This is a genomic window from Dryocola baronae (assembly GCF_051297175.1).
Lineage (GTDB): Bacteria > Pseudomonadota > Gammaproteobacteria > Enterobacterales > Enterobacteriaceae > Dryocola.
On sequence record NZ_JBINNY010000001.1, the window covers coordinates 1,058,436 to 1,082,406 of the forward strand.

Here is a 23,971-nt window from a genome sequence, read left to right on the forward strand (position 1 = left end):
ACCTAAATCTGCTTTTATCAGAACCTCTTCGAGCCGTTATACTAGCCCAGCGAGCAATATGCTGTCACAGGTAAAGATTAGAGGCTTCCCGCAAATCTCAATTGCAAAACCAGGGGCGCATGTTGCAGAAGAGATCGCTGGGTATAAAGAAAATGCGCTTACCCAGCCTGCCGGCAGCGTGCCGTAGGCTGAATAAGCGGGGTATGTCATCCCTGAGCCATGGAAGGTAAAGGCGGATAGTCGTTATGAGAGGCGGTTGTTAAGGCTTCCATAACGGCTACGGTCTCCATCGGAGAAGAAAAACCGATGGCCGATAACGCCACCAGCTCCTCAAGTATTTGGTTTAGCAGTTGCTGATCGACGCTGTTTCCTACTCCAAGGCGTCTGAATGCCTGATACCTGTGTGAGCGAACGGTTTGCGGCAGCATGTGTAATCGCCGGGCAATTTCCGGAACATCCAGTCCCTTAGCCTGAAGCTGAAATATATTTCTTTGTCGCCCGGTAAAAACGTCGTTGGGATTAGACTGAAACGTTTTATTTTTATGCTGCTGGCCTGGCAACAGGCAACACGCATCCAGCGCCTTTTTCAAAAGGTCGCTTAAATAAGAAACGGGTAGCATCGGTTCCCACAGCTTGACGCTTTTTAGCATAGACGAAATATACTGAAAAATGCCCGTCAGCTTATCGCTGGAAACGACCTGAAAGATATCTGGCCAATAGGCGCTCACTTCGACTATACAACGTATTGTGCCCGTCAGCATGGCTCCTTCGAAAAGCTGGTAAATGATTAGCGTTGTCCTTTCATTGCAGGCCGCTATGATCTCCTGAGGGTCCTGAACGATAATGGGTTTGAGTTTCACTCCCTCCTGGTTTTCAATCAGCGATACTAATCCCTTTCTTCCATAGATGTTTGGCGCAAAAATGATAACTTCTCGATCCGTCTGGTTTTCATTTTTCTTATCAAGTAAAGAATAGATATTTTTAGATGGCATGATTTACTGCCTCGCGAGTATTTTTAAGTAGAGCATAAAAAGCATAAACTTCAACTGGACTCTGTAGTGAAAAACGATCGCAAATTCTACGTTTGTAATAACTTACTTTTTTGACATCATAGCCGGTGATCATCGATATTTGATTGGGGGTTTTACCCTCGGAAAGGTGCGTCATAATTCTTAGCTCAGGAAAATTCATAGACTGTAAATATTGATGAGAAGAATTTTTTTTACGTTTTTTATTTAAGGTGACGTCTAACACTTCCAGAGGTGATTTTAATTTCTGAATCGCTGTGTTTTTCAAGGGTCTGAATGTAATTCCTTCATCAACAAAAATATTTTGTCGGATAGTGGGGAACATCAGACGAACCTGTGTCAGCGCTATGGCAACCGCTGATAATTGCTGCGGATAGCTTACAACGATAACGATTTGGTTCGTATGCTTACAGACCATATGAATCAGTTCATCGGGCGTCTCTGCTCGAATTGATGGCAGATTAAGCAGGGCATTAAATCCTAAAAGGGATAAAGTATCTTCGCTATAAATAAGCGTGTGTGGCTCTTCGAAATTATCCGAAAAATTCATAATGTCGCATCCAGAAATACAGTATTGCTAATGTGTTTATCTATTTGTCAATTAAGCGGTGATCGTTATTCTCACATTTAGAGATAAAGTTCAGTAAACGTGAACGGGTGACTTCAGAAGGATCTTTTACCGTCAGGACGTGCGCCCCTGCCGCCCGTGCTGCGGCAATGCCGTGCGGGTTATCTTCAACCACCACGCATTCTTCAGGCGTCAGTTCGAGACGATGTATTGCTTTGAGATAAATTTCAGGGCTGGGCTTCCCCTGTGAGACATCTTCATTTGAGAGGAAGAAATCGAGAAAGCTCAGCAGTCCGGCCTTCGACAGCATGGACTGTATGCTGTTTCGTATTGAGTTCGACGCTACGGCCAGGCCGTAACCCTGTTTTTTGAGCTGCGAAAGTAAGAGCAGATGTTCTTCAACCGGCCTGCATAACTGTTCGATAAGCTCTACGGTATAGTGCTGTTTCATCTGGTTTATACGATCGTGAGACGAGGCCGGAAGCCCGTGACGGGCCGTCAGCAGATTCAGTTTGTCGCGCGTCGGCAGTCCATCGAACTCCGTAAGGTGGGCTTCACGACTAATGGGCAAACCGTATTCGTCGAGAATTTTATTCAGCGCCTGATAGTGCCATTCACGGGCATCAATAAGCACGCCGTCCATATCGAAAATAACACCGCGAATTTGGGTCATTGCACAATCTCACTTACGGTTGCCGGGTTATCAGTGCATAACATCAGGTTTTGGTTGAGACGTAATTCGTCCGGTAGCCAGGCTAGCTGTTGCCAAAGCTCGAAGGGATCTCTGCCGTGTAATTCAGGAGAAACAAGACAAACTTGTTTACCCTTATCTAACCAGCGGGCCAGCTGTTCGTTCTTTACATTGAGGTGAGAAAAACCATCCACCCATAAAGTCTTAGCGGCTTCACTTAACATTCCTTCGTTTTCATATTCGCTCAGGCGGGCGGCGGTAGACATTCCGTGTTTTAAATAAGCCAGCGAGTCAGGGACAGACATATCGAAACAAAAATACCGGGTTATCCCCCTTTCATCCAAAAGCTGTTTGAGCGTGGCGGTTAAACCGTCGGCTTTGATATTTAAGGCCAGCATGCCTGTTGCTTTTGTTTCGATATAATCGTCGAGAAACTGTGCCACGGATAACGCCCCGTTTCGCGGCATATCATGGCTGATAACCAATTCACCGTTCAGGTCTCGAATATCAGTTTCAATTCCCCAGCCGCTGACCAGAGCCTTGTGTAAAGCCTGGGGTGTATTTTGTTCATGGCGGGAAAGCCAGGCTCCCCGATGTGCCAGAAATTGCATGTTTATTCCTTGCCTACTAAATTAAATTGTAATGCTGAAGCGCGGTGTTTATGTCACCGTCAAATTTTAACTCGCCGTGACTAAGTAAAATTCCTCGTTCGCAGACGGCGCGAAGCTGATTTTCGTCATGGCTGACCAATACCAGAGTGCCGCCTTTTGCCTTAAATTCATCTATCCTCCGGAAGCATTTTTCCTGGAAGTTTTTGTCGCCCACGGCCAGGGCTTCATCGATAACTAAAATGTCGCTTTCCAGATGAATGCCGACGGAAAAGGCGAGCCGTAAAAACATTCCGGAGGAATAGGTTCGCACGGGCTGAGCAAGAAAGTTTTCCAGCTCGGAAAAAGCGACAATTTCATCCAGCCGATGTTTAGTCGTTCGCCGCGACATCCCTAATATGCTGCCAGCAAGAAAGATATTCTCGAGTCCGCTCAGATCGTGGTGAAACCCAGCCCCCACCTCAAGCAGTGAAGACATGCTCCCGCTGACGTTGATACGGCCTGCGCTTGGCCGGGTGACGCGGGTCAACAGCTTGAGCAGCGTCGACTTCCCTGCCCCGTTGCGGCCCAGCACGCCAACGGATTCGCCTTCTTTTATTGCAAAACTGACGTCGTTAATCGCCACAAAAGGGGCAACCGGAGCAGCGCGGTTGAAGCTAAATGCCGTGCGTAACGTATTCCCGTGCGCGCGAGTGGCTAAATAGCTTTTTGTCACGCTTTCAAAAGTAATCATTCTCTGTCCGTTACCTGCGCTTCATAGTGAACAAAACCCCAATAGCCGATAAGCGCGGTGACAAGGCTTAATCCAGCACTGATTATCAGCGTGCCAATAGCCGGTGCGGGGCCGCCTAACAGGGCAAAACGAAAAAGACCGACCAGGCCGTACAGGGGATTTAATTCCACAAGCGCGAGCCAGCGCGAGGGAAGTAAACCTGGCGTCCAGACCACGGGGGTAAGATAAAAAAGCCCCTGAATAATCAGAGGAATGATGTGGCGAAAATCGCGGAAGCGTAATCTTGCCAACGCAATCAAACAGCCCAGACCCCAGCCAAGAATCGCCACCTGCGCGCCGCAAAGCAGCAGGAGCAGAAGGTGTTCAAGCGGAAAATGGATACCGAAAATGGGCAGCAGAAGACACAGCCACAGCAGCGCCAGCAAAAAATCAATCATGCTCGTGCCCAGCCCCGCGAGCGTCAGGCCAACACGAGGAAAATAGATTTTCTTCACCAGATGCAGGTTATTCATAAGTGCCTCACTCACGGCATTGACGGTGTTGGCAAACAGCATCCATAACACCAGCCCGCTAAGCAGAACCCAGGCATAGGGGGCCTGATATTCGGGCGGGTCAAAACGAACGATGACGCCAAACACGCCGTAATACATCATCAGCTGTAGCAGCGGGTTTAGCAGCGCCCACAGCCAGCCCAGCCAGGTCTGGCGGTAGCGCACGGTTAAATCACGCAGGATGAGCTGGCCTACCAGGTGGCGTGACTGCCAGAGTTCAGCCAGTGAACTGGTGCTCCCGGGCTGTGAGATAAAACCTTTCATACCCGTTCTCCTATTTACGATGTGAAAAGAGTGCGAGCAGGACTTTGCGCACGCTCGGAATGCGAACCAGCGTCGTTCGTAAACGATAGCCGGTGCGCCATATCAGGGTGCCAAGGCTATCCAGCACGACGATAAGCGTCAGCGCCGTCTTTTGTCCGTTCAGGCGGTGGTACAGCCGTACCCAGCGCCTTAGGGTATAAACGCTGAACAGCCCGCGCAGGGGATAGCTTCGCCAGTACTTTGGCCAGCGCAGGCCAACCTGGCCCGGGGAGTAAGGAATAAAATTGGCCAGATAGTAGCGTTCTGAGCTGTCGCGCAGCGCGGCACCGTGGGCGATATTGCCTTCAAAAACCCGCCTGCCCGTCGCTCTGGCGATGGCGTGAACCCAGTAATACTGCTCGGCAACATAGCGCCAGGCACTCCAGATGCCCGATGTTGTAGAGGGTAAGAACAGGTCGTCGTGGCTGGCCTGCGGGGCGGCGAAAAAGGCCCGCACGTCTACCGTTTTCCCCGCCAGCAGGATATCGCCGGGGTGGAACAGAATGGGGATGCTCCCCCGGGCATCGCGGGCGTAGAGGTTCAGGTTGATAACCCTGGACTGGAAAACGGCGTAGCGTTCATCGCGTTCCAGACCGTCCAGCGACGTCACGCGGTTGACCAGCAGCGCGGCAAGGCGACGGGAGTAGAGGTAGCAATCGACGCGCATTTTAATCGCCAGCGGGCGCGTGGCGACGGCAAGCCCCGCCTGGCTGGAGAGCAGCTGACGGTTGACGTTGGTGACGTATTTCCCGCCCCGGTCATAGCCGATAAGCGGACCGGGATCGTCGCTGAGTATCAGCACAATGCCGTGCCCGGCAAGCCTTGCGTGCAGCTGCGCGTCACGGTCCGGATTTACCTTCCAGCTTGAGACAATCAGCTCGGCGGCAGGAAAGGTTTTGCGCGTGCGCAGAATATATTTCCAGACAGCAGGCGATAGCTCACCGGCCTCGCCAATCGGCCCCTGCATCACGATACTTAAATTCTGCATTATTTCGCCCTGCTCATCAGGCGCAACAGCATGTTAAGACAGGCGACCAGCCACCTGTGACCGTGTACCACGCCTGATACCAGTCCGAGCGTGACCAGGCGGAAAAGCGGTGGGTTGCCGTGCGTCACGAAAGACAGCCTGTCATCCGCCGTGCGCTGGCAGCCCAATCGCTCCTCTTCCGTCACCGCTAATCGGACAGACCGTTGAGAATGTTCTGCCGGTAACAAATCGCGGGGCGCGGCATTACTGGAGCAAATCAGACGCCACAGCCCGTAAAGCGAGAGCCGGATGGCCGTATGATCGCTGCCGTATTTAAGCCAGACCGCGCTAATCAAACTGCCGAACGCCCGGCGCAATGAGCCTGCGCTAACGGGGCTTCCGTCATCGGGCAAAAATGGCGAGCTGAACGGATTGTTATAGAGCTGGCGGACGAGCGACGCGTGGCGCAGCCAGCCGATTTTTTTGCGTGCATTGCTGACGCTGCTGACCAGCACAGACTGTAGAAAGCGCTCTTCTGCCGGGTTGGCCGCTTCGCAGAGCACCAGACGATGCCAGTCGTGAACCAGATTTTGGGTATCCCCTTTCGCGGCCCATAGCAGACGGGCAATCAACACATATCGCCTTATTCCCGTTAGGGAAACTGCCTCCGTCACCAGGTCATCATTGCCGATATAGCGCTGGGCAAACTCGGATAAACGCAACCGTGCGGCTGCCTGCGTGATGCCAATATGCGGGCGACGCGGAAATCCCCATAGCTCCTGGGGCGCGCGTTGTACGCCCACACGTCCATTTGGCTTTACGCCGAAGGAAGAACCGAATGAAGTTATTGTGCTGCGATGCGCGAGCGTGTTGGTCAGGCTATAAGGGTTAATCCGTGAGGGTATACCGGCCAGCGCGGCGGCAAAGCCTTGCTCAAGATCCTCATATTCCTGCCAGTACAAAGCTTCATTTTGCGGCAGGTGTTGCCAGACGGATCTTTTGCATAAATACAGGCTGCCGGTCAGATAATCTCTTCCGAAATCGGTACGCTCAGGATGGCGAACGGCCAGCGGCATCACGCTAAACAGCGGCAGCTCTTCGCTCGCGAGGCGACGCGTTGCCAAAAAATCCATCCCGGTTTCCGCCAGAGCAACGCCCGCATCGGAATAGCGGCGCGGCACGGCCTGCCAGGTATCGGCAAACCAGAACGACTGAAAGCCGGTAAACGGATAGTCGTCGCCAAACTTCTCTACCGCCTCATAAAAGTTGAGCGGCAGCAGAACTCGGTCATGCAAAATGCACAGGTTTGGGTAACTGGCCGCTGCCGCCAGCACATTCTTTTTGCGGGTGATATGAACCGGCGGCGCGGGGATATCTTCCCCGACGATGTGCACCTGTGACCAGTAAAGAAAGTCTTCGCGCGGGCGGCCGCAAAGGATAATCTCAAAGCGCGGAACCTTCAGGGCGAGAATTCTTGCCACGCAGTCATTGAGCAGCGCAGGGTCGCCATTGCCTGTTGGAATGCAGAAACTCCATGCATCCAGACCACGATCCGCCTCTGCCGGAAGGGCTCTGATTTTGCTAAAAGTACGTACCCCGGAAGAAGCCGGTGCGATTTCGCAGAACGCGTCGCGGTAATAAGAGCGTGACAAAATCTGCGCTGCTTCATCTGATGCCTGCAAGTACAGGGTTTTACCAGTGTGTAGCCGGTGGGCGATATCCCAGAGAAGCTGCGGCCCGAGCGGGGAGCTGTCGAAGTGCGAGAGCACCACGTCGCCTGCGGGGGCGGCATCCAGCCTGTCCAGCGCGGACATCCGGCGTGCCGGTACTTTGCTGCGGGCAAAGGTGATAGCCGTTGTGTTATCCGCATCGGCAACGTTCAGGCTGCCAGGGTCGAATGCGGCACGGCAGACCGGATATTTCAGCGCGCGCTGATGGGCGAGGGCGACGATCTTCATGCGGCGCTACGTCCGCTGTTCAGCGCTTTTCCCAGCACGTCGCTATTTATAAAGGCAGCGAGATCCGCAGGCGTGCCCAGGCCGTACATACCGGTGCCGATTTGGCAGGTATCGATGCGCGTGAACCCTTCGTTATAGAGGTGGGTATAAACCGGCGCGACGTAAAACTCACCCATGCTGCGCTCATCGCGTTCAATCATCTCTTTTGCGAGGCGGCAAAAATCGTCACCACGGCGGAAGTTGTAGATCCCGACGGTGGCTTCGCTGGACACCACCTCTTTTTCCACCACTTTGCACACCCGGTTTTGCTCATCGCGCAGGACGTAAGACCATTTTGATTCCGACGAGCTAAAGGTCATGATCATGCCGTCCAGGCCGCGGCGATCCATCGTTTCCAGGTAGTCATCAATATCCGCGTCTACCCACTGGTCCGAATTGGCGATCATCAGCGGCTGGTCGTTGTCGATAAACCGCGAGGCTGCCAGAACGGAACAGGCGGCCCCTTGGGTTACGCCGGACAGGCCGACGACCTCACACCCCGGCGCCAGCATCTGTAAACGGCGGTAAAAGTCATAGCGTTCGAGGTGCGCCTGCTGGCAGATAAAAATGAATTTGTGCGGGCGGCTCGGGCGCAGGTTGCGAATAACCAGCTCCACCATCGGCAGGCCTTCTACCGGAATAAACGGCTTAGGATCGGTAAAACCCGCCTGCGCAAAGCGGCTCCCCAGGCCCGCCATAGGGATAACGATGTTAAGCATCAGATTGCCTCGTCCATATACTTGTCGTTCAGGGCGCCGGGGTGTTTCACCACCACGGTGACGCAGTCTTCGAGCGCTTCGAATGAACATGAAACGCCTGGCTCAAGCGTTAAAATATCGCCCGCCGTCAACAGTTCGCCCGCCATCAGCGCCTTACCGGACAGTAACAGGGTGACTTCTGTTGCCACTTTGTGATGGTGCGGCGCACCTCGATAACCGGCGGCAAAATGCTGCACCGCGACTTCAACATCCTTTGTGGTGTAGGCAGCGGGCTGGAACGAACCAACGAACCAGCCTCCTTTCATCCCGTCGAGCCTGTCTTTTTTTACGCCCGCCAATAGCGGCAGCTGGAGAGTGTTACTCACGTATTTCACCTGATTGTTCAGAATTTAATGATTCACAAGAAAATCGCGGATCCATCCGAAAACTCAGGCAACCTCTCTGTCGCCAGTATTTAACCTGCGCGGTATCGTTTTTGTAGGCGGCAATTTTCATCATCGACGCGGTTAAATTGTCGTCGTTATGATTGATGAGCCAGCGCCGCGCCTGCTGCTGGAATAGCGATAGCCAGTCCGCGTTGCGCGTCAGGTTAAACTGCATCAAATCGCTTACCGCCCAGTCGAACTGCAGCCGCTCCGGCTGTGCAAAAGGATTAAGGACTTTCGTGAGCGGGGTCTGGTCCATCAGGCTGAAGCTCTCGGCTTCACGCAGGCGTGCTGATGACTGCAGCCCGGTGGCCATAAAGCCGAACGCCAGCAGGCAAACGATGACCGTGGCGCTGTAAAACAGGCGGCGGCCAGTTTGCTTATTTGAACGACCGGCCTTGCGCAGGCTGGCGGGCAGGGCCAGCCACAGCAGCACAATCAGCGTGACGGCATGAATGGCCGAAAAATACAGCGGAAACTCGGACATCACGTGTGCCATCAGCGGCACGGCCAGCGCGCCGCGGGCGATGACGTCCGAACGCCTGTGGGCCGTTAATAAGGAACGGAAAGGCTGCGCCCAAACGCCGAGCCAAATCAGCAGGCCCGCCAGGGCCGCAACGCCACCTTCCGCCCACGCATACAGCAGCTCGTTGTGAGGGTGAATTGCCGTGACCGTAAACGGGTTATCCATTCCCATGTCTGCCAGCGTTTGCGGGAACGCCGTCTCAAAGGTTTCCAGACCAGAGCCCAGCAGCGGCGAGGTTTCTATCATGTCCCATGCGCCTTTCAGCAGGGTCAGGCGCTCGCCGTTGGACCGCCGTTTGTTCCAGTCCAGGCGCGCGTCGGTTTCGGCCGGCCGCGCATCCGCCGTTTGCGTAGTAGAGGGCAGGGCAGCCAGTGAGTCAGGACGCAGCTCCAGCCCTATCTGACCAATGGCGATACCCGCCGCCAGCGCCAGCAGGATAAATTTGCGATCGTTCTTCCAGGCGCTGCCAAATATCAGCAGCACGCCCAGGCCGACGGCCGCGCCCAGATAAATCGCGCGCGCCTGGGTAACGGTTAACCCGGCGGCGAGGATAATAGTGGCGAACATCAAAAGCGCATGAGCGCGCCCGTGAATCGTCATGCTGAGCCAGACGGCGCACAGCAGCGCGGTGGCGATAAACGAAGCCAGCAAGTTGACCTGGTTTAAGGTGCCAAGCGGCCGCCCTTCAGCGGCGATAAAATCATAATTAAGCCAGGCGGCAGCAAGGTTTGGGGCCAGAATCTGGCCGAACGCCAGCAGCGTCTGCACGATACCCGCGAGGATAATCACGGTGTAAATCGCACGGCGCATTCCGCCGCGCGCCGGGAACTGCAGCAGCAACAGGAACAAACCCGCCAGCGCCCAAATACCGGCAAGTCGGTAGGTGGCAAGGGCGGTAAAATCAGGCGCTGTCCATGCCAGCGGCAGGCTCATTAATAGCGCTCCGGCAACCACCCAGCGGCTAACCGATACGCCATGAAAAGGGCGGTGCCAGGTGGCAAACACCAGGCCCAGGCAAAGAACGGAACACCACATCCACGTCAGTAGATTACGGGTGAGGTTGAGCCCCGTTCCGGGCAGGGTTGGCCACGGCCAGGATATGAGTGCCATACCCAGAATTGCCAGCGATAAAACGAGCGTAATTCGGACACGGTTTTCAATACGTGGTTTAGTCATGGCGTGTTTCCCACCGGGGGAATATCAAGATGTCCACATTCGGCGACGTCATGCAAATAAGTTGCGACGTCATTGAGAAGCTCCGCCGCATCGGGAGCAACCTCGCTTAATAATTCAGCCTGGGCACGGGCGCGCGCTTCTAATTGCACCATGCCTCCGGCGTAATTAATGACGGCATTTTCCAGTAATGACAGGCGATAGAACTCATCCGCGACATCAAGGGATATCGCAGAGCTATGTTTATTGATTAAAAACATTCTTATTACCTTATTACTTTGGTCCCTTTTAAAAACGACACTAAGATATCAAGGGTAAATTAGCTCAATGGTTGCAGTGGCGGTAAATGGCCCCATAGTTATCGTTTTGTTTTTAACCGCATCCGGTTCGCCTGCAATATAGCCGCGAAAATTCAATAGCGTATGCCCGTCAGAAAGATCGTAAATTGGCGTTTCCACATTTAAGGGAAGCTGGAGGGTGCCATCAGCATTTTCAACGCCAATGGCGATTCCATGGGTATCGCCATCATCTGGCGCGAGCAGGCCTGTGACAACGCTTTCCGTACCTAAGAATTTGAGCATGACGGTTTTGCTGATGCTTAGATCACAGTCAATTAACGAAACCTGAAATTCTTCTCCCGGCGTACGGCTATTGGCATAAAAATATTTGCTGACCACGTTGCCGAAATCTAATTTTATACCGGCCGATGCCGGATCCAGCGTGCAGGGCTCCGTTACAAGGTTACCGGTGATATTAACGTTGTTATATCCCGACCACGCCGGAGCGATAACCATAAACATCAGGATAAAAGGCAGGGTAAATAACAGCCATGCTAGTTTATTAATAGCGTTCACGCGGAGGGCTCCTGTTTAATCGTAGCTCAGGCTAAAGTTAATTACGGCATGGTAGTTACCTGGCGTTAGCGGTGCAGCGGTACGTTCTGGAATAATGTAATAGGCCAGCTCGTCGCGGCCTTCATTAAGAAACTGCGGCGTATCCTCGCGTTCCAGATAAACGTAATCATGCTGGCTGTTCAGGATCCTAAGCCCCATGCCGGTAATGCCGTTCACCCTGACAAGATCGGGGTTATCGCTATCGGCAACGGAGGTGAACTTCACCGCCACTACGGGCTGATGAGGAGAGGTCGCAAAGTGGTTCGTTTCAGGATCGAAGACGCTGCCCTGGATACGAATACAGTGATTCAGCCTTATGGTCACCGCCACGGGCACTCCCTGATCGCCCGGCTTGAGTAATTTGGCCGAGGTCGTGGTACCTAAATCGATCTCCTGATAAATGGAATGGACGTCCAGGTCACAGGCGCCCTCTACCAGCGCGCCGCGTACGTAAATGACGCCATTCTCACCGTCTACGTTCCAGTTGTCGGGAACTTTGGCTTTTACAGATAGTGAGGTGAGTAATGCCAGCGCCATTAACAGCGCGTGGCGGACAACACCTTTTTTATCCGGGTTACTCATAATTTTTTCTCACTATGCTTTTGAACCGTTAACCCGCTTTAGTGCCTTTCACAACGCAATTTGCACCGCTGCAGCCAAACACAAGACGAGGATGGCCACCGTAATCGTTCAGGTAGGTCAATACGGGGGCGCTTCCTAAAGCACCGGCGCTAACGCCCAGCGGTGCGCTGCCGTTAGGCTCGATCATCACGGGCTTAAAGGATTTTACGGGCTGCGCGTCAGGAGAAGCCGCCGCCGCCGTTAGCGTGACGAAATACGGCGTAGGGTTCACCGCTATATAGTCATCGCCTTTACGGCTCAGCGTTACAGATTCCTGCCACGGCTTGGCGTTTGAATCGGCTAATAATGCCGCAGGGCGGTAGAATAATTTTATTCGCGTCTGTAGAGCGATTTGCAGCGTATTAGGCTTATCGCTTTTAGGCGGAATTTCACGCATATTGAAATAGAACAGGCTTTCTTTATCCTGCGGTAATAGTTTAATACCGCCGACCCCCTGTATTTTAGCCTGGCTCTTTGCGCCGGGTTCAATACGCTGGACCGGAGGCAAAGACACCAGCGGGCTGCTGATTTTATTGCCGTCTCTATCTTCAATCCACGTTTGGGCAAGATAGGGCAGAGCGGTATTATTGTTAGTCAGGTTGACGCTGACGGAATTATTTTCACCGTCCAAAATTACGCGCGTGCGGTCAACGCCAATTGCGGCCTGTGCATACTGCGAGCCTAACATGGCGACAACGCTTAATGTCGCCAGCATGGATGGTTTTACTAAAGTACGTAAAGAAGTCATTTTGGTTCTCTTGATAAGCAATTTTACATTGGCCTTAGGAAATGTTATTAAGCCAGCGGCTAAAAATAACGTTCCCTATGGCCAGGTTTTTCTACATTATAAAAACCCATCCATGGTCATTATTCGCATTACTGAATTTTTTCAGAACTTAATAATTTACACGGAAGCAGCAGAACGTTGCTGGAAATATTTTCCGGCAGCGGGTCAGGCAGCGAAATACTGCATTGTGCGATGCCGTCCCAGTTTACGGTCATTGTTTCACCGGCGACGATACCGCTTAACCACACGCTGCCCTCATCGTTTAATAAACCCGTCTGCTGGCCGTCTTTATTCAGCACGGTGGCGCCAAACGGCGGCGTTGTTCCATCCGCTAATTTGACGATGCCCATTGCTTTTTGTCCGGCGATTAAACCAAATTTACGATAGCCAATAGCGCCTTCGGTCAGCGTCCCCTCTACGACGGAGCGGGTGGCCTCAACGTTATCACCCAGCTTATCGAGGTTTACCGAAACGGTGTTGCGATAGTAGCTGCTCACATCGCTGACCACCGCTTTACCGAATATATTCGAGTTGGTCACGGCGTTGTAGCCCTGAACGGGAACATCGCTTACGCCTGCTGTATCGACCATCATTCGCGTACCGCCCTGAATGCCCGTTCTGTGCAGCGCGGCGCCGTGTGCCGTCGCCGTCATCCCGCCGCGTACGGACATGCTTAAGGAAGCATATTCGCTATTCTGAACGCTCGCAGAACCTGACACTTCAGCCTTATCGCCAAGATGGGTGATGTAGCCGCTTCCGCTGCCCTGTCCGTCCGTCACGCCGGTGGCGACGTTGTACGAAGTGTTATCGTCTATACGATCGTTGTAGCGCAGCGACTGGCTGTTGGAGCTGCCGTTAGCCGATGCGTCATAGCTGAGCGTGCCGCTGTTGCCCCAGGGAATACTCAGACTCATATAGATGCCATCATCGTTGTTATCGTTATATTTATTGCGAAACGCCGTGCCGTTTACGCTGAGGTTTTTTAGCCTTCCCAAGTCAAAGTAGTGGGCAACAGACAGGCTGTAGTTATCATTCGTTGGTCTGTCCCAGTAGGTTTGATGGTTATAGCTCAGGTAGACGCTGGAATTCAGCTCCCTTAGCTGCTGGTTAAACGTTAGCGTGTAAAGCTCCTTACCGCCGCCAAGGTTAGCCGAGCTTTGTGAATAAAAACGGCGGTTAATATATTGCGACATATTCATAAAGTTGCGCTCCGAGAAGCGATAGCCCGCGAAGGTTATCTGGCTGTCGGTTTCCGCAAAGCGTTTTGAATAGCTCACCCGGTAAGAGCCGCCGCTTTTAGTCCCTTCTTCCGGAAGCTCCGCACGAGACTGTGTCATATCGACAGAGATGGCCCCGAGGGCCAAGAGATCTCGACCGACCCCAACCGCCGCAGAGGTATAGCCGTCTGCGCCCAGTCCCCCGCCGTAAAGCGACCAGCCGTTGTTTACCCCCCAGGAAAACTCCCCGTTGGCAAAGGTCAAATCGCTGGTTTTATGATCGGTGGTAGAAGGGCGCCCGAGGGCAAACTTGTAGCGCACCATGCCGGGACGGGTCAGATAGGGAATGTTTGCCGTATCCATCTGGAAGGTGCTTACGCTGCCGTCCTGTTCTTCAACCTTAACGTCCAGCTTCCCGCTAACCGCATTATTCAAATCCTGAATTCTGAACGGACCGGCGGCGACGGTAGTTTCATACAGCACGCGCCCCTGCTGGCTAATGGTAACCTTGGCGTTGGTTTTGGCAACGCCGGTGACTTCAGGCGCATAGCCGCGCAGGTTGGGTGGCAGCATGTTATCGTCGGACACCAGGCTACCGCCGAGATAGCGGAAGCTGTCAAACATGCCGGAGCTGAGATAACCCTCTCCAAGGGTCAGCTTTGCGCGCAGGGCGGAAATGGCGCGGTACGCATAGTAGCTGCTCCAGTTAAGGTTCTGCGTGCTCTCGCTACCCGAGTGGTTGTATTGTGCCTGCCAGTCGGCGCGCATGCGCCACGGGCCGAGGTTTGCCCCGGCGACACCGTTACCTGACACCGAGCGGGTATCGCTGCCGGACTGACTCTGCTGATGCACGGTTTGCGCGTTAACGCTGTAATCAAACAGCACGCCGGGGACGCCTTCATCCCAGCGCGCGGGCGGGTCCCAGTTCTCTGAGGTATATTCAAGGTAAGCCTGAGGCATGTTGACATAGATAGCGCTATTGCCTAAGTCACCGCGCACCGTCACCCCGTTGAGGGGGGTAAGGCTGAGACACTGACCGCCGTGCCAGGCAACAAGCTCTTTTTCCGCCTCGGCTTTTAGCCCTAATTCATGAATAATTTCAGGCGTGAAGCAGGGTTCGCTACCGTCAGGGTCGCTATCCGGCGCGAAGAACTTTATGGCTCTTTCCTGAAGTGCGCTTTTGTTAACGCGTACGGCTAATACATACTCACCGGGCATAATATACCCGGCTCGCGAGAACTGGCTGAGATCGATATTTGAGCGATCTTTTACATCGAGCACGTCGGTATTAAATTCTATTGCGCTATCAGCGGCGATAGCAGCTTCCGTCATCCCGGAGATTAAAACAAAAATAACTCCTGCTGCAATAGGCCGTAGAGGGAACCCGGCCACTCTTCCATTGAAGAATAGACTAGAATTTATATTAATCATTACAGGTACCCTAAGTGACTAGTAGTAATCCAGTTTAAAACGTATAGTGGTTTGGTATTCACCTGGCTGTAATATTTCATGGTTACTGACCAGTTTTAATACATAATCTAACTGCATTTTACCTAAGCTTATTTCGTGCGCGCCGGTTGGGATGCCTGGTAATATAGAAGCACCTTCACTATCGAAAATTTTTATTCCAAACCCTTTGGCGTCGCCGTCCGTTTTAAAACTTCCATTTTCACCTCGTTGGCCGTCAAAAGTTACCCGAAACGCGCTCCAGTCGGGTTGTGATGGATTGGCGGGATCGAGGGAGCAGTTTTTGAGGTTAATATGGAAATCAATTTTATGACCCTCATTGTCCCTTGACAGGCTATCGACTGAGGTAAGGTCGATATCAATAATCTGCTTTTGGCTTCCGGTGTCTATAGCGCAGGCACCGTCGATAATGCTGCCTTGCATACCTACTCTGCCGTGGGGTTTTCCCTGAATCATTGTTACCGAATAGCCAACACCAGGTATTGCTAATACAGCGAGCAGCGTTATGGAAGAAAGCACTTTATTTATATTTAATGAGAATGTCATATTTAATTCTGGACACCCAAAATAATCGCATGAAGGGATATAGAAGAGCCTGCACAATAAAATGTGCAGACTCTTTTTAGACTATTACTGGTAATCCATCACGAAGTTAGCAACGGACTGGAATTTACCGGTAGCGATGGAAGATTTTGCACCCAGCACATAGGCCTGGAATTCCATATCGTTATCGCCGGTTGCCAGAGCGATTGGCTGGGAAGCATCACCTGGTTTGATGACGTTGCCGCCCAGGTCGGTGATAACTACGCCAACGGTACCAGCTGCCTGACCGGTGGTTGCGAAGGATTCTGCCAGACCTTCTGTGGTATTGCCTGCAACACCGTTAAAGGTGATGCTTGCAGTACCGGCAGACAGGCTGCCAGTGTCGCAGTCACGCAGAGTCAGTTTAAAATCAATCGGGGTTGATTTGCCGTTGTTTTCAAGGGCGTGTTTTGCAATTGCGCCCAGCTCTACGTCCTGAGACAGGCTCTGGGAGTCAATAGAGCAAGCAGCATCAATTACAGAGCCGGTGAAAGTAATTTTACCGTGGCCCAAATCAGTAGAAGTCGTCGCTGCATTCGCAGCACCCATTGCCATCATAGAAGATACTGCTAATGCCAGTGCGATCTTTTTCATTCTCATATTTCCGTGTTTTCGTAGATTAAATTATCATTGTTGTTCGATATTGCTTATGCCTTTTACCTGTTCAGGTAAATAGCGGCCCCATATATTAATGCTAATATGGTTCCGTTAATTACATGCTAAAATCTAATGCGGCTAAATGCTATTAAGTCATCCGAACGCCGCCATTATTGCTATTGTCTTAGATGATTGTCAAACGGCGTAAATTAATCTTTTTGAATGTACTTTAAGATTTTTTGTACATGCAGTTTACTATTAACAAAATCGAAACAATAGTGTGAAATTCAAATGAAATCGATGGGTGTAGTTAAGTGAGAATACATTTAGCTTCACTTTAAAGAAGGGGGGGGGTGAAATAAATCATTAATTTTCATATGCATGACTGTATTTGTTTTTTTGTTGGTATTGTTTTCTAGCCAAAGTAAATTGCAACATCCAAGTAACAATAATTGTAATTATAAATGTTTTAATTAGGAATTTGAGCAGTATATTTTATACGGTCTCATGACTTTGTTTTGCTTTTTATAAGTTTTTACACCTTCATGAGTAATCATATGAGCTTTATTTTAAGAATGTGAGCAAGATTCTTTCTTCAGGGTAGAGGTATGCAGGTACACAATTTATCTATTATTTGACTCTTCGTAACTACTTGTGGAAAACTTAGCCCGGTTCTTCTTTGAAAGATCGTTTGTGAGTTATTAAATATAACTCGTGCACTAATTCTTTGGAGTTAGTTTTGTTATCCAATTGTATAAAAACCAATATGATAGGTATTCGAAATGCGGCACCTACTATTCCTCGAAAACAGAGGTTATCTGTTCAGCGGAGTCCTACAAAACATGAAAACCATGACGAACGCTATACTTCAGAATCTCTCCTTAACTTTTTTTTTCAGTATTATGATTTCTACCCCCAGCCAGGGGGGAGAAACTTACAAAATGAACATGACTATTACTGGCACTGTTACCGCAACCGGAAAATGTCTATTTGCCGCTCCCGATCAACAAATCGATTTGGGGGACATCATTGTTAGCAGGCCATACATTAGTACTAACACCAGACATTATGTATTGGTAGGGGAAAAGCGTGCTGATCTGGATGTCAAGATGCAATGCAGTGGTGATTTTTTGGGTAAAACAAAAATGACGCTTAGAGGATCGATGGGTGAGATTCAATTGCCAGATGGCCGCAAGGTGCTGCAATTTAAAAATGCAAAAGATGGTTCTTTGAATACTGTTCTGGGGCTTGGCCTTATAGTTGATGGTAATGCGCAGGATGTCGGTACACCGTTTGAGGTAGATATGAATCAACAACCCCGCATGGAAGTTGAAGTTGTCCAGATTGCTGATGGCTCTTCAGGCAGCAGTGCGAACGGGTTAACCGACGGCGATAGCGTGACGAGTGGCGCAACATTAGTAATGGAATTCGACTAAATGAAGATAATGAAAGTGTGTTTCATTTTGAGAGATTTTCAAAAGAATGCGATGTTAAAACCTCATAATTTTATGACAATGGCGCTGCTCTTAGCCTCTTTTTCCTCGTTGGCGATTTCAAATCAAGCAGGGGATTCGAAGCCATTTTCTTTCCAGGGAAAGATAAGCATGGCGGCGGACTGTAAGGTAAGCAATGATGGAATAATAAACATACCGTTTGGAAATGTAAGCATCGCCAAGATAGATAGCGGAAGTTTCGTGCGACCTATCCCTTACGATCTAAATTGTGAAAATCTTCTATCAGGCAATACTGTCGCATTGCAATTTATTGGTACCAAAAGCAGTTTTGATTCCGACCTGTTGGGCAGTGACGTGCATGAACTGGGAGTTAGAATCCTTAAAGATGGCAGCCCAATGGCATTGGACATTCCTTTCACGCTATCAGATCCTTCCAAACCTCCCAAACTTGAAGTTCAACTTGTCAAAGATCCGACAGCCGATTTGCCAGAGAGTCCATTCTCAGCAACAGGTACGTTAGTGGCAATCTATTATTGAAATAGGTATGGCTAGCCTACAGTTGCGGTGAGTCGTTTTATCTTATTTTTGCAAAAATAAAGTTAGAGGTTATTTATGCTCCTCCGTTCGAGATTTATTTTACTGTATGTAATACTATTCTCTTTGTTATTAACACTGTCGCAAACTGCAATAAGTGGAATTTATGAGCCACCACTACCAACGAGTTGTGGTACTGGCGCTATAAATATGGCAATGGGAAATAAAGTTTGTGTGACCACTTCAAAAGCAGATAGCACAGGGATTTTGAAAGTTGGAGCAGGTGTAACTTACCAGATGGGAGTATCAGAATCATATTTAGGCGAGTTTAGGGAATATGTTCCCATTGCTGGTACATATACTGCGAGGCTACATATATGTCCTACGACTTCGTCATCAAGATGTACTATAAGTAATAGTACCGAAACTATTGATGGAGTAAAGTCATTTAAATTATCTAGCTCAAAAACGATATATCAGCAACAACCGAGTGCTGGTGGGGCAAATCGTACTGTAAAAATCTCTTATACTCACACGATGTGTTTGTCTTTAGTTGATGATCATGGGATCGAATGGGCATCAAAGGATGGTATGTCCTGCCAAGATGGTCACAAATTGCCAGATACTCCGGCAACCTGCTATTTAAATTTTGGAGATACTGGAACGCTAAGCGTTGATATGGGGACACTGGAGCGAGGCTCAATGGCAACAGCACCTCAGTCCACACAAACTGTTAAAAAATCAATATCCGTATTGTGCACGCGTGATGCAGGGGTTAATGCAAACTACCATTTCGAATATACGCCTTCTCCAATAGCAGGTGAAGAGTTAGTTTCAACCAATCTAAATGGAGTAGCTATAGCTTTAATCGATGATGGAAAAATAGTAACCCCATCATACAAGAAAGATGTCAACTTTAGCACCGGCTACAGTTATATTAATCTCGAGTTCGGAGCAGTCCGTGATCCGATAATAAAGTTGGATGAAATAGCTACAGGAAAATTTACTGCCAATGCTGTGCTAGTAATGAATATCCAATAATAAAATAACCTTAATTATAAACAGTAGTTGATGGAATTAATTAACTACTGTTCTTAATTAATTATCATTCTGTATTAAATAATAATTACTATATTCCCTCCAAACAAGTAACTCAAGATTACCACTTATCCCAAGCTTCTTCATGCCTTTTGATTTTAAATAATTCACAGTTCTTGTTGGCATACTGAGCTTTCCGGATATTGCATCACGGCACAAGCCTTCAGCGGACATTCTCAACACTAGATTTTCCTTTACCGTCAGTTCTACTTTTCTCATGCGACCTTTTTCAATTTTTATACTATCGGCACCAGACAAAGAGAAAACATGCTTCCAGCTTAAAAAATCACTCGGCAGCCATGTCCACCCATCGATATTCACATCATCATCGCAGTAGACAATCAGGTCATCGTGGTCTGTGCCTAGTTTTTTTATCATCACAGAGATTTGGTCAGTAAAGGTAATGCAATTATGGCTTTCCTGTAAGTCTAACAGCCGTGATTTAAAATAAGAAAATGACTGACTGTCCTCAAGTAAGCCAGCGATACCGTTTTTCAAATAGGTATTGTTTATGGCGTCTAATGCGATGTGATTAAACATGATTTATCCATTAATTCTAAACGTTGCTTCTTAACAATCTACGTAATTTGTGCAAAAGCGTAGCGATGGCCATGACCATATTTGTGGTGTGGTTTTTGCGTTAGTTTTGGCTTGGCGTAAGAATAGGATTAACGGCTAGGCAAACAACATTATAATGCTATATGTGATTTTTATGAAATTTATACGCTGCTTTTTATTTTTTAATGGTTTTATGTTCTGACTTATTTGCTGCAGTAAGGTATCTCATACGGCGCGGTTAGTTTCTTAGTACGATAAGCGGTATTACAAATGATGCGGTAAAGTGGGTCATGAACTACATAATAGAGGGCAAGGTTATCTATCGCTCGGTAGACGGTACGATAAGACTGCTTGCAGAGCATGAAAGCGAGTCGGTAATCTTGACACCGCTGGTTAATAAGATATTCGCCTTTCTTATTTCTCATCACGGCGAGCTGGTAACTCGCCAGCAGATCTTCGAAGAGGTATGGGAGAAGGCGGGTCTGATTCCGTCATCACATACCTTAAATCAGTACATCAGCACCATCAGGAGAATTTTATCGGCTTACTTCGACGAGAGAGAAATGATTATAACCATACCTAAGTCTGGTTATATCTTCAGTAGCGAAGTCGCAGTGTCAAGCGAGCCGTTTAATAAAAAAAACATCCGGGCCAACAAGATCTGGGTATGGGGTGTCATAATAGCTATCATTTTAATTTTGGTGATGTTTTACCGAATAAATACACTGATTCCACAGCCGCAGAATGTGATGGGGTACATAGATAACTGTTCCATCATAGATATTTCGGGGGCTAATAATCATGGTGATAAAGCATTTGAAATGGGGGTTGCGGATAACATTGCTCAGCTGGGTGAGGCAACCTGTGCACCCAATACTCATTTCTATTTCTATGCGCAAGAATCTCTGCACGTCAAAAAGAAAGGTGGCGTCATGCTTGCAAAATGTATTGAATGGCCGGATTCGCAAAACAACTGTGAGACCATCTATGTCGACGACTGGGACCGAAAATGAAAAGAATTATCATCTATGCATTTGCCCTACTCATAGTCGTGAGCATTACTGCCCTTGCCGTCTACAATTATCACCATAATTTAAGGTTTATCTGTTCAGGTACCTTAACATCCTACGAGAACAATATCACCCGCAAGCAGACGTTTAGCATCGTACAGGAGTTGTCCTTCTTTCTTGATGGTACTGCGGTAAATCAGGTTAATGGTGAAGTCTGGGATAATAAAGCTGTGTATGATGTCGATCGTTCGGTGAGGATAGAATACAAACGCATCAGCGGGTGGCAGTATGATATGCGTATTACAGAGGTGATGAAGAGCGGGGGGGATACTGTGCCCGAAACGTTAGCGCGCAGGCAGCTGGCATTTTTAACCGAGGGCACCCACAGAGTCGTCAGCCTAAACCTGCTGGATAATGATAACTATGTCTTCTCATTAAACAGAGGTCCGTATTTCGTTTGTGCTAAAGTGTACCGGTAAATCGTGGCGCATTCCCTCTATATGCTGCTTAGTTGGTTATGCTTACTGACTCATTTAAGAATCATAAGGGTCGCGAAACAGGTAATAAGTTTCAGACCCTTATGATTAGTGGCGTGGATTCCCAAAAAATGACATTAGACGTCTACCAAGTCATTATGGTTTAGAGTATTCCATCGTGCTGATGCTCTAGAATATTTCTTAGTTCCTGTGAGGATACCATCAATAACTAATAACAGAAATAGAATTTATACGTAGTATAATTGATGCAGGTATATAGCTAAAATAGAATGCTGGCACACTTGTTGTCACCAGGTCTTCTTCTGGAATATAGTCTAAAAATATTTCCTGATCGATATTTAAACGATAGGTCATTTTAAACACACCCGTTACGGCCATGTCGCTATTAATGGCGCTGCCGTCCTCTATCGAAATAGCACCAAAATTGAGCATCGCTGCGCCCAAACCGCCGGTGAATACCCTATAGCTTAGGCGCAAGCGGTAACGCTTACCTTTTTCAAATACGAGTTCATCCCGGTAGGATATTCCTAAGTGGTCGGAACCATCGCTATAGGCTAACACTAAGCCACCGGGCCCGGACGTAACGCTTTTCTCTCCTGAAAAGTCCCAGTTTTCAGGATCTAACAATTTTGAACTGGGGATAAGCTCTACGGCAGATTTAAAGATAAGTTTGTAGGCGTTTTGTATCTCAACTAACAGGCTACGTTTGAGTTCGCAGAAAGGTGAGTTATTTAAATATTCCTCAACATCATTGATGGTACCCGCATTTACCGTATCAACCAGTACCGTGTGTTCTTTGTCTAAAAACAGGCCGTCTACTTTATCCTGCATTGCTTTTAAGGTTTTAGCATCAACGGCATAATTACCGTCGTAGCTGCCGGCAGGCAAACCCAGTGTAGTAAAAATTTTACGCAATGATGGTAACGACACGTGCTCGTTAGGGTAAATCGTCGAACTGCTTTGACCATTATTATGATCGCGCAGCAAAGCCCTAACTTCTTTAGGCTTCAGCGGTGGACGCCCTGCGGCTTTTAATGCGGACTGTATGTTTAGTACAACGCCGCTGATTATTGGCGCTGCGGCTGACGTCCCCCCAAACAGGGTGCCATTATCGCCTGTAGAGACTGTCAGAGCACCTTCACAGAAAGCCATCGTATCAACAATACTGCCATAGTTTAATGCCCGCGGTAAGTTAAACTCTGGAAGACAGCCGCTGACGATGATTGCACCGCTATCGGCATAATCAGGTGAGTTGACGTTTAAAATATACTTCCCTTCACTGTTTGTAACTTCATCCAGGTTTTTCGTATCATTCCCTGCAATAAGAACGAAGACAATTCCTGCCTCTGTAAGCGTTTTAATTGCATCGAAATATAATGGTTCCAAAATTACAGGAAGATATTCTCTCTGGTAAGAAAAATTGATTACATCCCCTGGTTCCAGGAAATCTAAAGCTTTCAGTAAAACCGCGACGATTTCTTCTGTAGGCTTGGGTGCATAGTGAAAGTATGCCGTAGATTTAGGGCTAATGCCGATACCGGCGATATTATTATCCTGCATCTTCATCAATCCGGTGACGGCCGTGCCATGCTGAAGCTTCTCTTCGCTGGCAAGAATATTGACTGTACCCTCAAAGTCTTCTACGTCGTCGATACCATCATCTACGACATAGATGCTTGCCTGGCTTCCGTCGCCGCCAGGCACTGACCAGCTGTATAGAGCATCGATGCCGAAGGGGTTAGCAAAGACCTGCCGTTGTTCGATAAAGTATGGATTATTCTCAGGCTGAAACTCCCCGATGTTTTTAACGCTACCTTCAAGCTTTTGTTTAACTGGCCCAATTGGAGTAAGGCTGTTGTTGTCCGCTTCGGGAGCGATATATTTATAGACTAAATCGGTATTATGTTCACTTCTCAATCTGTTGAGCTGTATTTCTGATAATTCATCTGCAGAGGTGAAAGTATAATAGGATGACAAATTATCCAAGTATTCATCCGATTCTTTTGAGCAGTTATGTTTATTGAGAAAAATTCGCGCTCTTTCTTTAATGTTATCGGGTAGGATTTGTTTCAGGTTTTTACCATCATATGATGATGCAGAGGTTTTCATCTTTACAATATATTGATTCATTTTCTATTCCTTTTAACGAGGTCTATATCAATGCCATCTGAATACAGAGTTATTTAGTAACGCTTAGAAATAATAACTAAGCGCATGCATACTAGCGTAAGCATTTTATTAATGTACAACCAAACAAAAATATATCCTTACAATGTGTCATTAATTTAACGCTTTTAGGATTTTGAGGGAGTTCCTGGTCGATTTTAGGAATGTAAAGTCTTTATTGTTAACCTATATTCACTTATG

25 protein-coding genes are annotated in these 23,971 nt (G+C 48.8%); 5 read left to right on the top strand and 20 right to left on the bottom strand.

Going from position 1 to position 23,971, the window contains the following annotated elements; genetic code table 11:
- Window positions 1-206: 206 nt before the first annotated feature.
- From ACSPHG_RS04850 to ACSPHG_RS04935, 18 genes are all read right to left on the bottom strand, one after another.
- Window positions 207-992, bottom strand: a complete 786-nt coding sequence (locus tag ACSPHG_RS04850; protein WP_435952396.1) for a helix-turn-helix domain-containing protein — start codon at window positions 990-992, stop codon at window positions 207-209.
- Window positions 982-1,578: a helix-turn-helix transcriptional regulator gene (locus tag ACSPHG_RS04855; protein ID WP_435952397.1), complete on the bottom strand. Its 597-nt coding sequence runs from the start codon at window positions 1,576-1,578 to the stop codon at window positions 982-984. The genes ACSPHG_RS04850 and ACSPHG_RS04855 overlap by 11 nt, the downstream gene beginning before the upstream one ends.
- Before the next feature lie 40 nt (window positions 1,579-1,618).
- The gene (locus tag ACSPHG_RS04860; protein ID WP_435952398.1) at window positions 1,619-2,269 is read right to left on the bottom strand and encodes an HAD family hydrolase; all 651 of its coding nucleotides are present in this window, start codon (window positions 2,267-2,269) and stop codon (window positions 1,619-1,621) included.
- Complete coding sequence (locus ACSPHG_RS04865) at window positions 2,266-2,898, bottom strand: PI-PLC domain-containing protein (RefSeq protein WP_435952399.1); 633 nt, start codon at window positions 2,896-2,898, stop codon at window positions 2,266-2,268. The genes ACSPHG_RS04860 and ACSPHG_RS04865 overlap by 4 nt, the downstream gene beginning before the upstream one ends.
- Window positions 2,899-2,914: 16 nt before the next feature.
- Window positions 2,915-3,520: an ABC transporter ATP-binding protein gene (locus ACSPHG_RS04870; RefSeq protein WP_435952400.1), complete on the bottom strand. Its 606-nt coding sequence runs from the start codon at window positions 3,518-3,520 to the stop codon at window positions 2,915-2,917.
- A gap of 104 nt (window positions 3,521-3,624) precedes the next feature.
- Window positions 3,625-4,443: an ABC transporter permease gene (locus tag ACSPHG_RS04875; RefSeq protein WP_435952401.1), complete on the bottom strand. Its 819-nt coding sequence runs from the start codon at window positions 4,441-4,443 to the stop codon at window positions 3,625-3,627.
- 10 nt (window positions 4,444-4,453) lie between these two features.
- Window positions 4,454-5,470 carry a WavE lipopolysaccharide synthesis family protein gene (locus ACSPHG_RS04880; protein WP_435952402.1) on the bottom strand — a complete coding sequence of 339 codons (1,017 nt, stop codon included), beginning with the start codon at window positions 5,468-5,470 and terminating at the stop codon, window positions 4,454-4,456.
- Complete coding sequence (locus ACSPHG_RS04885) at window positions 5,470-7,407, bottom strand: hypothetical protein (RefSeq protein WP_435952403.1); 1,938 nt, start codon at window positions 7,405-7,407, stop codon at window positions 5,470-5,472. Before ACSPHG_RS04885 ends, ACSPHG_RS04880 begins: the two co-directional genes overlap by 1 nt.
- The gene (locus ACSPHG_RS04890) at window positions 7,404-8,165 is read right to left on the bottom strand and encodes a glycosyltransferase family 2 protein (protein WP_435952404.1); all 762 of its coding nucleotides are present in this window, start codon (window positions 8,163-8,165) and stop codon (window positions 7,404-7,406) included. The genes ACSPHG_RS04885 and ACSPHG_RS04890 overlap by 4 nt, the downstream gene beginning before the upstream one ends.
- Window positions 8,165-8,530 (bottom strand): cupin domain-containing protein, encoded by a 366-nt coding sequence (locus ACSPHG_RS04895; protein ID WP_435952405.1) that lies wholly within the window; start codon window positions 8,528-8,530, stop codon window positions 8,165-8,167. The genes ACSPHG_RS04890 and ACSPHG_RS04895 overlap by 1 nt, the downstream gene beginning before the upstream one ends.
- Window positions 8,523-10,292: a PglL family O-oligosaccharyltransferase gene (locus ACSPHG_RS04900; RefSeq protein ID WP_435952406.1), complete on the bottom strand. Its 1,770-nt coding sequence runs from the start codon at window positions 10,290-10,292 to the stop codon at window positions 8,523-8,525. The genes ACSPHG_RS04895 and ACSPHG_RS04900 overlap by 8 nt, the downstream gene beginning before the upstream one ends.
- Window positions 10,289-10,549: a hypothetical protein gene (locus tag ACSPHG_RS04905; protein ID WP_435952407.1), complete on the bottom strand. Its 261-nt coding sequence runs from the start codon at window positions 10,547-10,549 to the stop codon at window positions 10,289-10,291. Before ACSPHG_RS04905 ends, ACSPHG_RS04900 begins: the two co-directional genes overlap by 4 nt.
- A gap of 48 nt (window positions 10,550-10,597) precedes the next feature.
- Window positions 10,598-11,143 (bottom strand): fimbrial protein, encoded by a 546-nt coding sequence (locus ACSPHG_RS04910; protein WP_435952408.1) that lies wholly within the window; start codon window positions 11,141-11,143, stop codon window positions 10,598-10,600.
- 15 nt (window positions 11,144-11,158) lie between these two features.
- Window positions 11,159-11,764: a fimbrial protein gene (locus ACSPHG_RS04915; protein WP_435952409.1), complete on the bottom strand. Its 606-nt coding sequence runs from the start codon at window positions 11,762-11,764 to the stop codon at window positions 11,159-11,161.
- 28 nt (window positions 11,765-11,792) lie between these two features.
- Complete coding sequence (locus ACSPHG_RS04920; RefSeq protein WP_435952410.1) at window positions 11,793-12,551, bottom strand: fimbria/pilus periplasmic chaperone; 759 nt, start codon at window positions 12,549-12,551, stop codon at window positions 11,793-11,795.
- A 128-nt stretch (window positions 12,552-12,679) separates the two neighbouring features.
- On the bottom strand, window positions 12,680-15,238 hold the full coding sequence (locus ACSPHG_RS04925) for an outer membrane usher protein (protein ID WP_435952411.1): 2,559 nt from the start codon (window positions 15,236-15,238) through the stop codon (window positions 12,680-12,682).
- A gap of 18 nt (window positions 15,239-15,256) precedes the next feature.
- Complete coding sequence (locus tag ACSPHG_RS04930) at window positions 15,257-15,820, bottom strand: fimbrial protein (RefSeq protein WP_435952412.1); 564 nt, start codon at window positions 15,818-15,820, stop codon at window positions 15,257-15,259.
- An 84-nt stretch (window positions 15,821-15,904) separates the two neighbouring features.
- Entirely contained in the window at window positions 15,905-16,450 is a 546-nt protein-coding gene (locus ACSPHG_RS04935) for a fimbrial protein (RefSeq protein WP_435952413.1), read from the bottom strand.
- A gap of 845 nt (window positions 16,451-17,295) precedes the next feature.
- Between ACSPHG_RS04935 and ACSPHG_RS04940 the strand changes: the two genes are divergently transcribed.
- The 3 genes from ACSPHG_RS04940 to ACSPHG_RS04950 all read left to right on the top strand — a co-directional run bounded on the left by ACSPHG_RS04940 (window position 17,296) and on the right by ACSPHG_RS04950 (window position 19,482).
- Window positions 17,296-17,889: a hypothetical protein gene (locus tag ACSPHG_RS04940; protein WP_435952414.1), complete on the top strand. Its 594-nt coding sequence runs from the start codon at window positions 17,296-17,298 to the stop codon at window positions 17,887-17,889.
- Window positions 17,890-18,444, top strand: coding sequence for a fimbrial protein (locus ACSPHG_RS04945; RefSeq protein ID WP_435952415.1), 555 nt, complete (start codon window positions 17,890-17,892; stop codon window positions 18,442-18,444).
- Between the two features lie 207 nt (window positions 18,445-18,651).
- Entirely contained in the window at window positions 18,652-19,482 is an 831-nt protein-coding gene (locus ACSPHG_RS04950) for a fimbrial protein (RefSeq protein ID WP_435952416.1), read from the top strand.
- Window positions 19,483-19,539: 57 nt separating this feature from the next.
- On the opposite strand, the gene ACSPHG_RS04955 is transcribed toward ACSPHG_RS04950, so the two are convergent.
- Complete coding sequence (locus ACSPHG_RS04955) at window positions 19,540-20,079, bottom strand: LuxR C-terminal-related transcriptional regulator (protein ID WP_435952417.1); 540 nt, start codon at window positions 20,077-20,079, stop codon at window positions 19,540-19,542.
- Between the two features lie 308 nt (window positions 20,080-20,387).
- On the opposite strand from ACSPHG_RS04955, the gene ACSPHG_RS04960 reads away from it, so the two are divergent.
- Together ACSPHG_RS04960 and ACSPHG_RS04965 are read left to right on the top strand one after the other, a co-directional pair.
- On the top strand, window positions 20,388-21,110 hold the full coding sequence (locus ACSPHG_RS04960) for a winged helix-turn-helix domain-containing protein (RefSeq protein WP_435952418.1): 723 nt from the start codon (window positions 20,388-20,390) through the stop codon (window positions 21,108-21,110).
- The gene (locus ACSPHG_RS04965; RefSeq protein ID WP_435952419.1) at window positions 21,107-21,586 is read left to right on the top strand and encodes a FidL-like protein; all 480 of its coding nucleotides are present in this window, start codon (window positions 21,107-21,109) and stop codon (window positions 21,584-21,586) included. The genes ACSPHG_RS04960 and ACSPHG_RS04965 overlap by 4 nt, the downstream gene beginning before the upstream one ends.
- 219 nt (window positions 21,587-21,805) lie before the next feature.
- Here the strand turns inward: ACSPHG_RS04965 and ACSPHG_RS04970 are convergent, their stop codons facing one another.
- On the bottom strand, window positions 21,806-23,734 hold the full coding sequence (locus tag ACSPHG_RS04970; protein ID WP_435952420.1) for a S8 family serine peptidase: 1,929 nt from the start codon (window positions 23,732-23,734) through the stop codon (window positions 21,806-21,808).
- Window positions 23,735-23,971 lie beyond the last annotated feature (237 nt).

Bases quoted from the DNA above. Each gene is read 5' to 3' on its own strand.
- ACSPHG_RS04850 (WP_435952396.1), bottom strand. From the start codon at position 992: ATGCCATCTAAAAATATCTATTCTTTACTTGATAAGAAAAATGAAAAC.
- ACSPHG_RS04855 (WP_435952397.1), bottom strand. From the start codon at position 1,578: ATGAATTTTTCGGATAATTTCGAAGAGCCACACACGCTTATTTATAGC.
- ACSPHG_RS04860 (WP_435952398.1), bottom strand. From the start codon at position 2,269: ATGACCCAAATTCGCGGTGTTATTTTCGATATGGACGGCGTGCTTATT.
- ACSPHG_RS04865 (WP_435952399.1), bottom strand. From the start codon at position 2,898: ATGCAATTTCTGGCACATCGGGGAGCCTGGCTTTCCCGCCATGAACAA.
- ACSPHG_RS04875 (WP_435952401.1), bottom strand. From the start codon at position 4,443: ATGAAAGGTTTTATCTCACAGCCCGGGAGCACCAGTTCACTGGCTGAA.
- ACSPHG_RS04880 (WP_435952402.1), bottom strand. From the start codon at position 5,470: ATGCAGAATTTAAGTATCGTGATGCAGGGGCCGATTGGCGAGGCCGGT.
- ACSPHG_RS04885 (WP_435952403.1), bottom strand. From the start codon at position 7,407: ATGAAGATCGTCGCCCTCGCCCATCAGCGCGCGCTGAAATATCCGGTC.
- ACSPHG_RS04890 (WP_435952404.1), bottom strand. From the start codon at position 8,165: ATGCTTAACATCGTTATCCCTATGGCGGGCCTGGGGAGCCGCTTTGCG.
- ACSPHG_RS04900 (WP_435952406.1), bottom strand. From the start codon at position 10,292: ATGACTAAACCACGTATTGAAAACCGTGTCCGAATTACGCTCGTTTTA.
- ACSPHG_RS04905 (WP_435952407.1), bottom strand. From the start codon at position 10,549: ATGTTTTTAATCAATAAACATAGCTCTGCGATATCCCTTGATGTCGCG.
- ACSPHG_RS04915 (WP_435952409.1), bottom strand. From the start codon at position 11,764: ATGAGTAACCCGGATAAAAAAGGTGTTGTCCGCCACGCGCTGTTAATG.
- ACSPHG_RS04920 (WP_435952410.1), bottom strand. From the start codon at position 12,551: ATGACTTCTTTACGTACTTTAGTAAAACCATCCATGCTGGCGACATTA.
- ACSPHG_RS04925 (WP_435952411.1), bottom strand. From the start codon at position 15,238: ATGATTAATATAAATTCTAGTCTATTCTTCAATGGAAGAGTGGCCGGG.
- ACSPHG_RS04930 (WP_435952412.1), bottom strand. From the start codon at position 15,820: ATGACATTCTCATTAAATATAAATAAAGTGCTTTCTTCCATAACGCTG.
- ACSPHG_RS04935 (WP_435952413.1), bottom strand. From the start codon at position 16,450: ATGAAAAAGATCGCACTGGCATTAGCAGTATCTTCTATGATGGCAATG.
- ACSPHG_RS04940 (WP_435952414.1), top strand. From the start codon at position 17,296: ATGAAAACCATGACGAACGCTATACTTCAGAATCTCTCCTTAACTTTT.
- ACSPHG_RS04945 (WP_435952415.1), top strand. From the start codon at position 17,890: ATGAAGATAATGAAAGTGTGTTTCATTTTGAGAGATTTTCAAAAGAAT.
- ACSPHG_RS04950 (WP_435952416.1), top strand. From the start codon at position 18,652: ATGGCAATGGGAAATAAAGTTTGTGTGACCACTTCAAAAGCAGATAGC.
- ACSPHG_RS04955 (WP_435952417.1), bottom strand. From the start codon at position 20,079: ATGTTTAATCACATCGCATTAGACGCCATAAACAATACCTATTTGAAA.
- ACSPHG_RS04960 (WP_435952418.1), top strand. From the start codon at position 20,388: ATGAACTACATAATAGAGGGCAAGGTTATCTATCGCTCGGTAGACGGT.
- ACSPHG_RS04965 (WP_435952419.1), top strand. From the start codon at position 21,107: ATGAAAAGAATTATCATCTATGCATTTGCCCTACTCATAGTCGTGAGC.
- ACSPHG_RS04970 (WP_435952420.1), bottom strand. From the start codon at position 23,734: ATGAATCAATATATTGTAAAGATGAAAACCTCTGCATCATCATATGAT.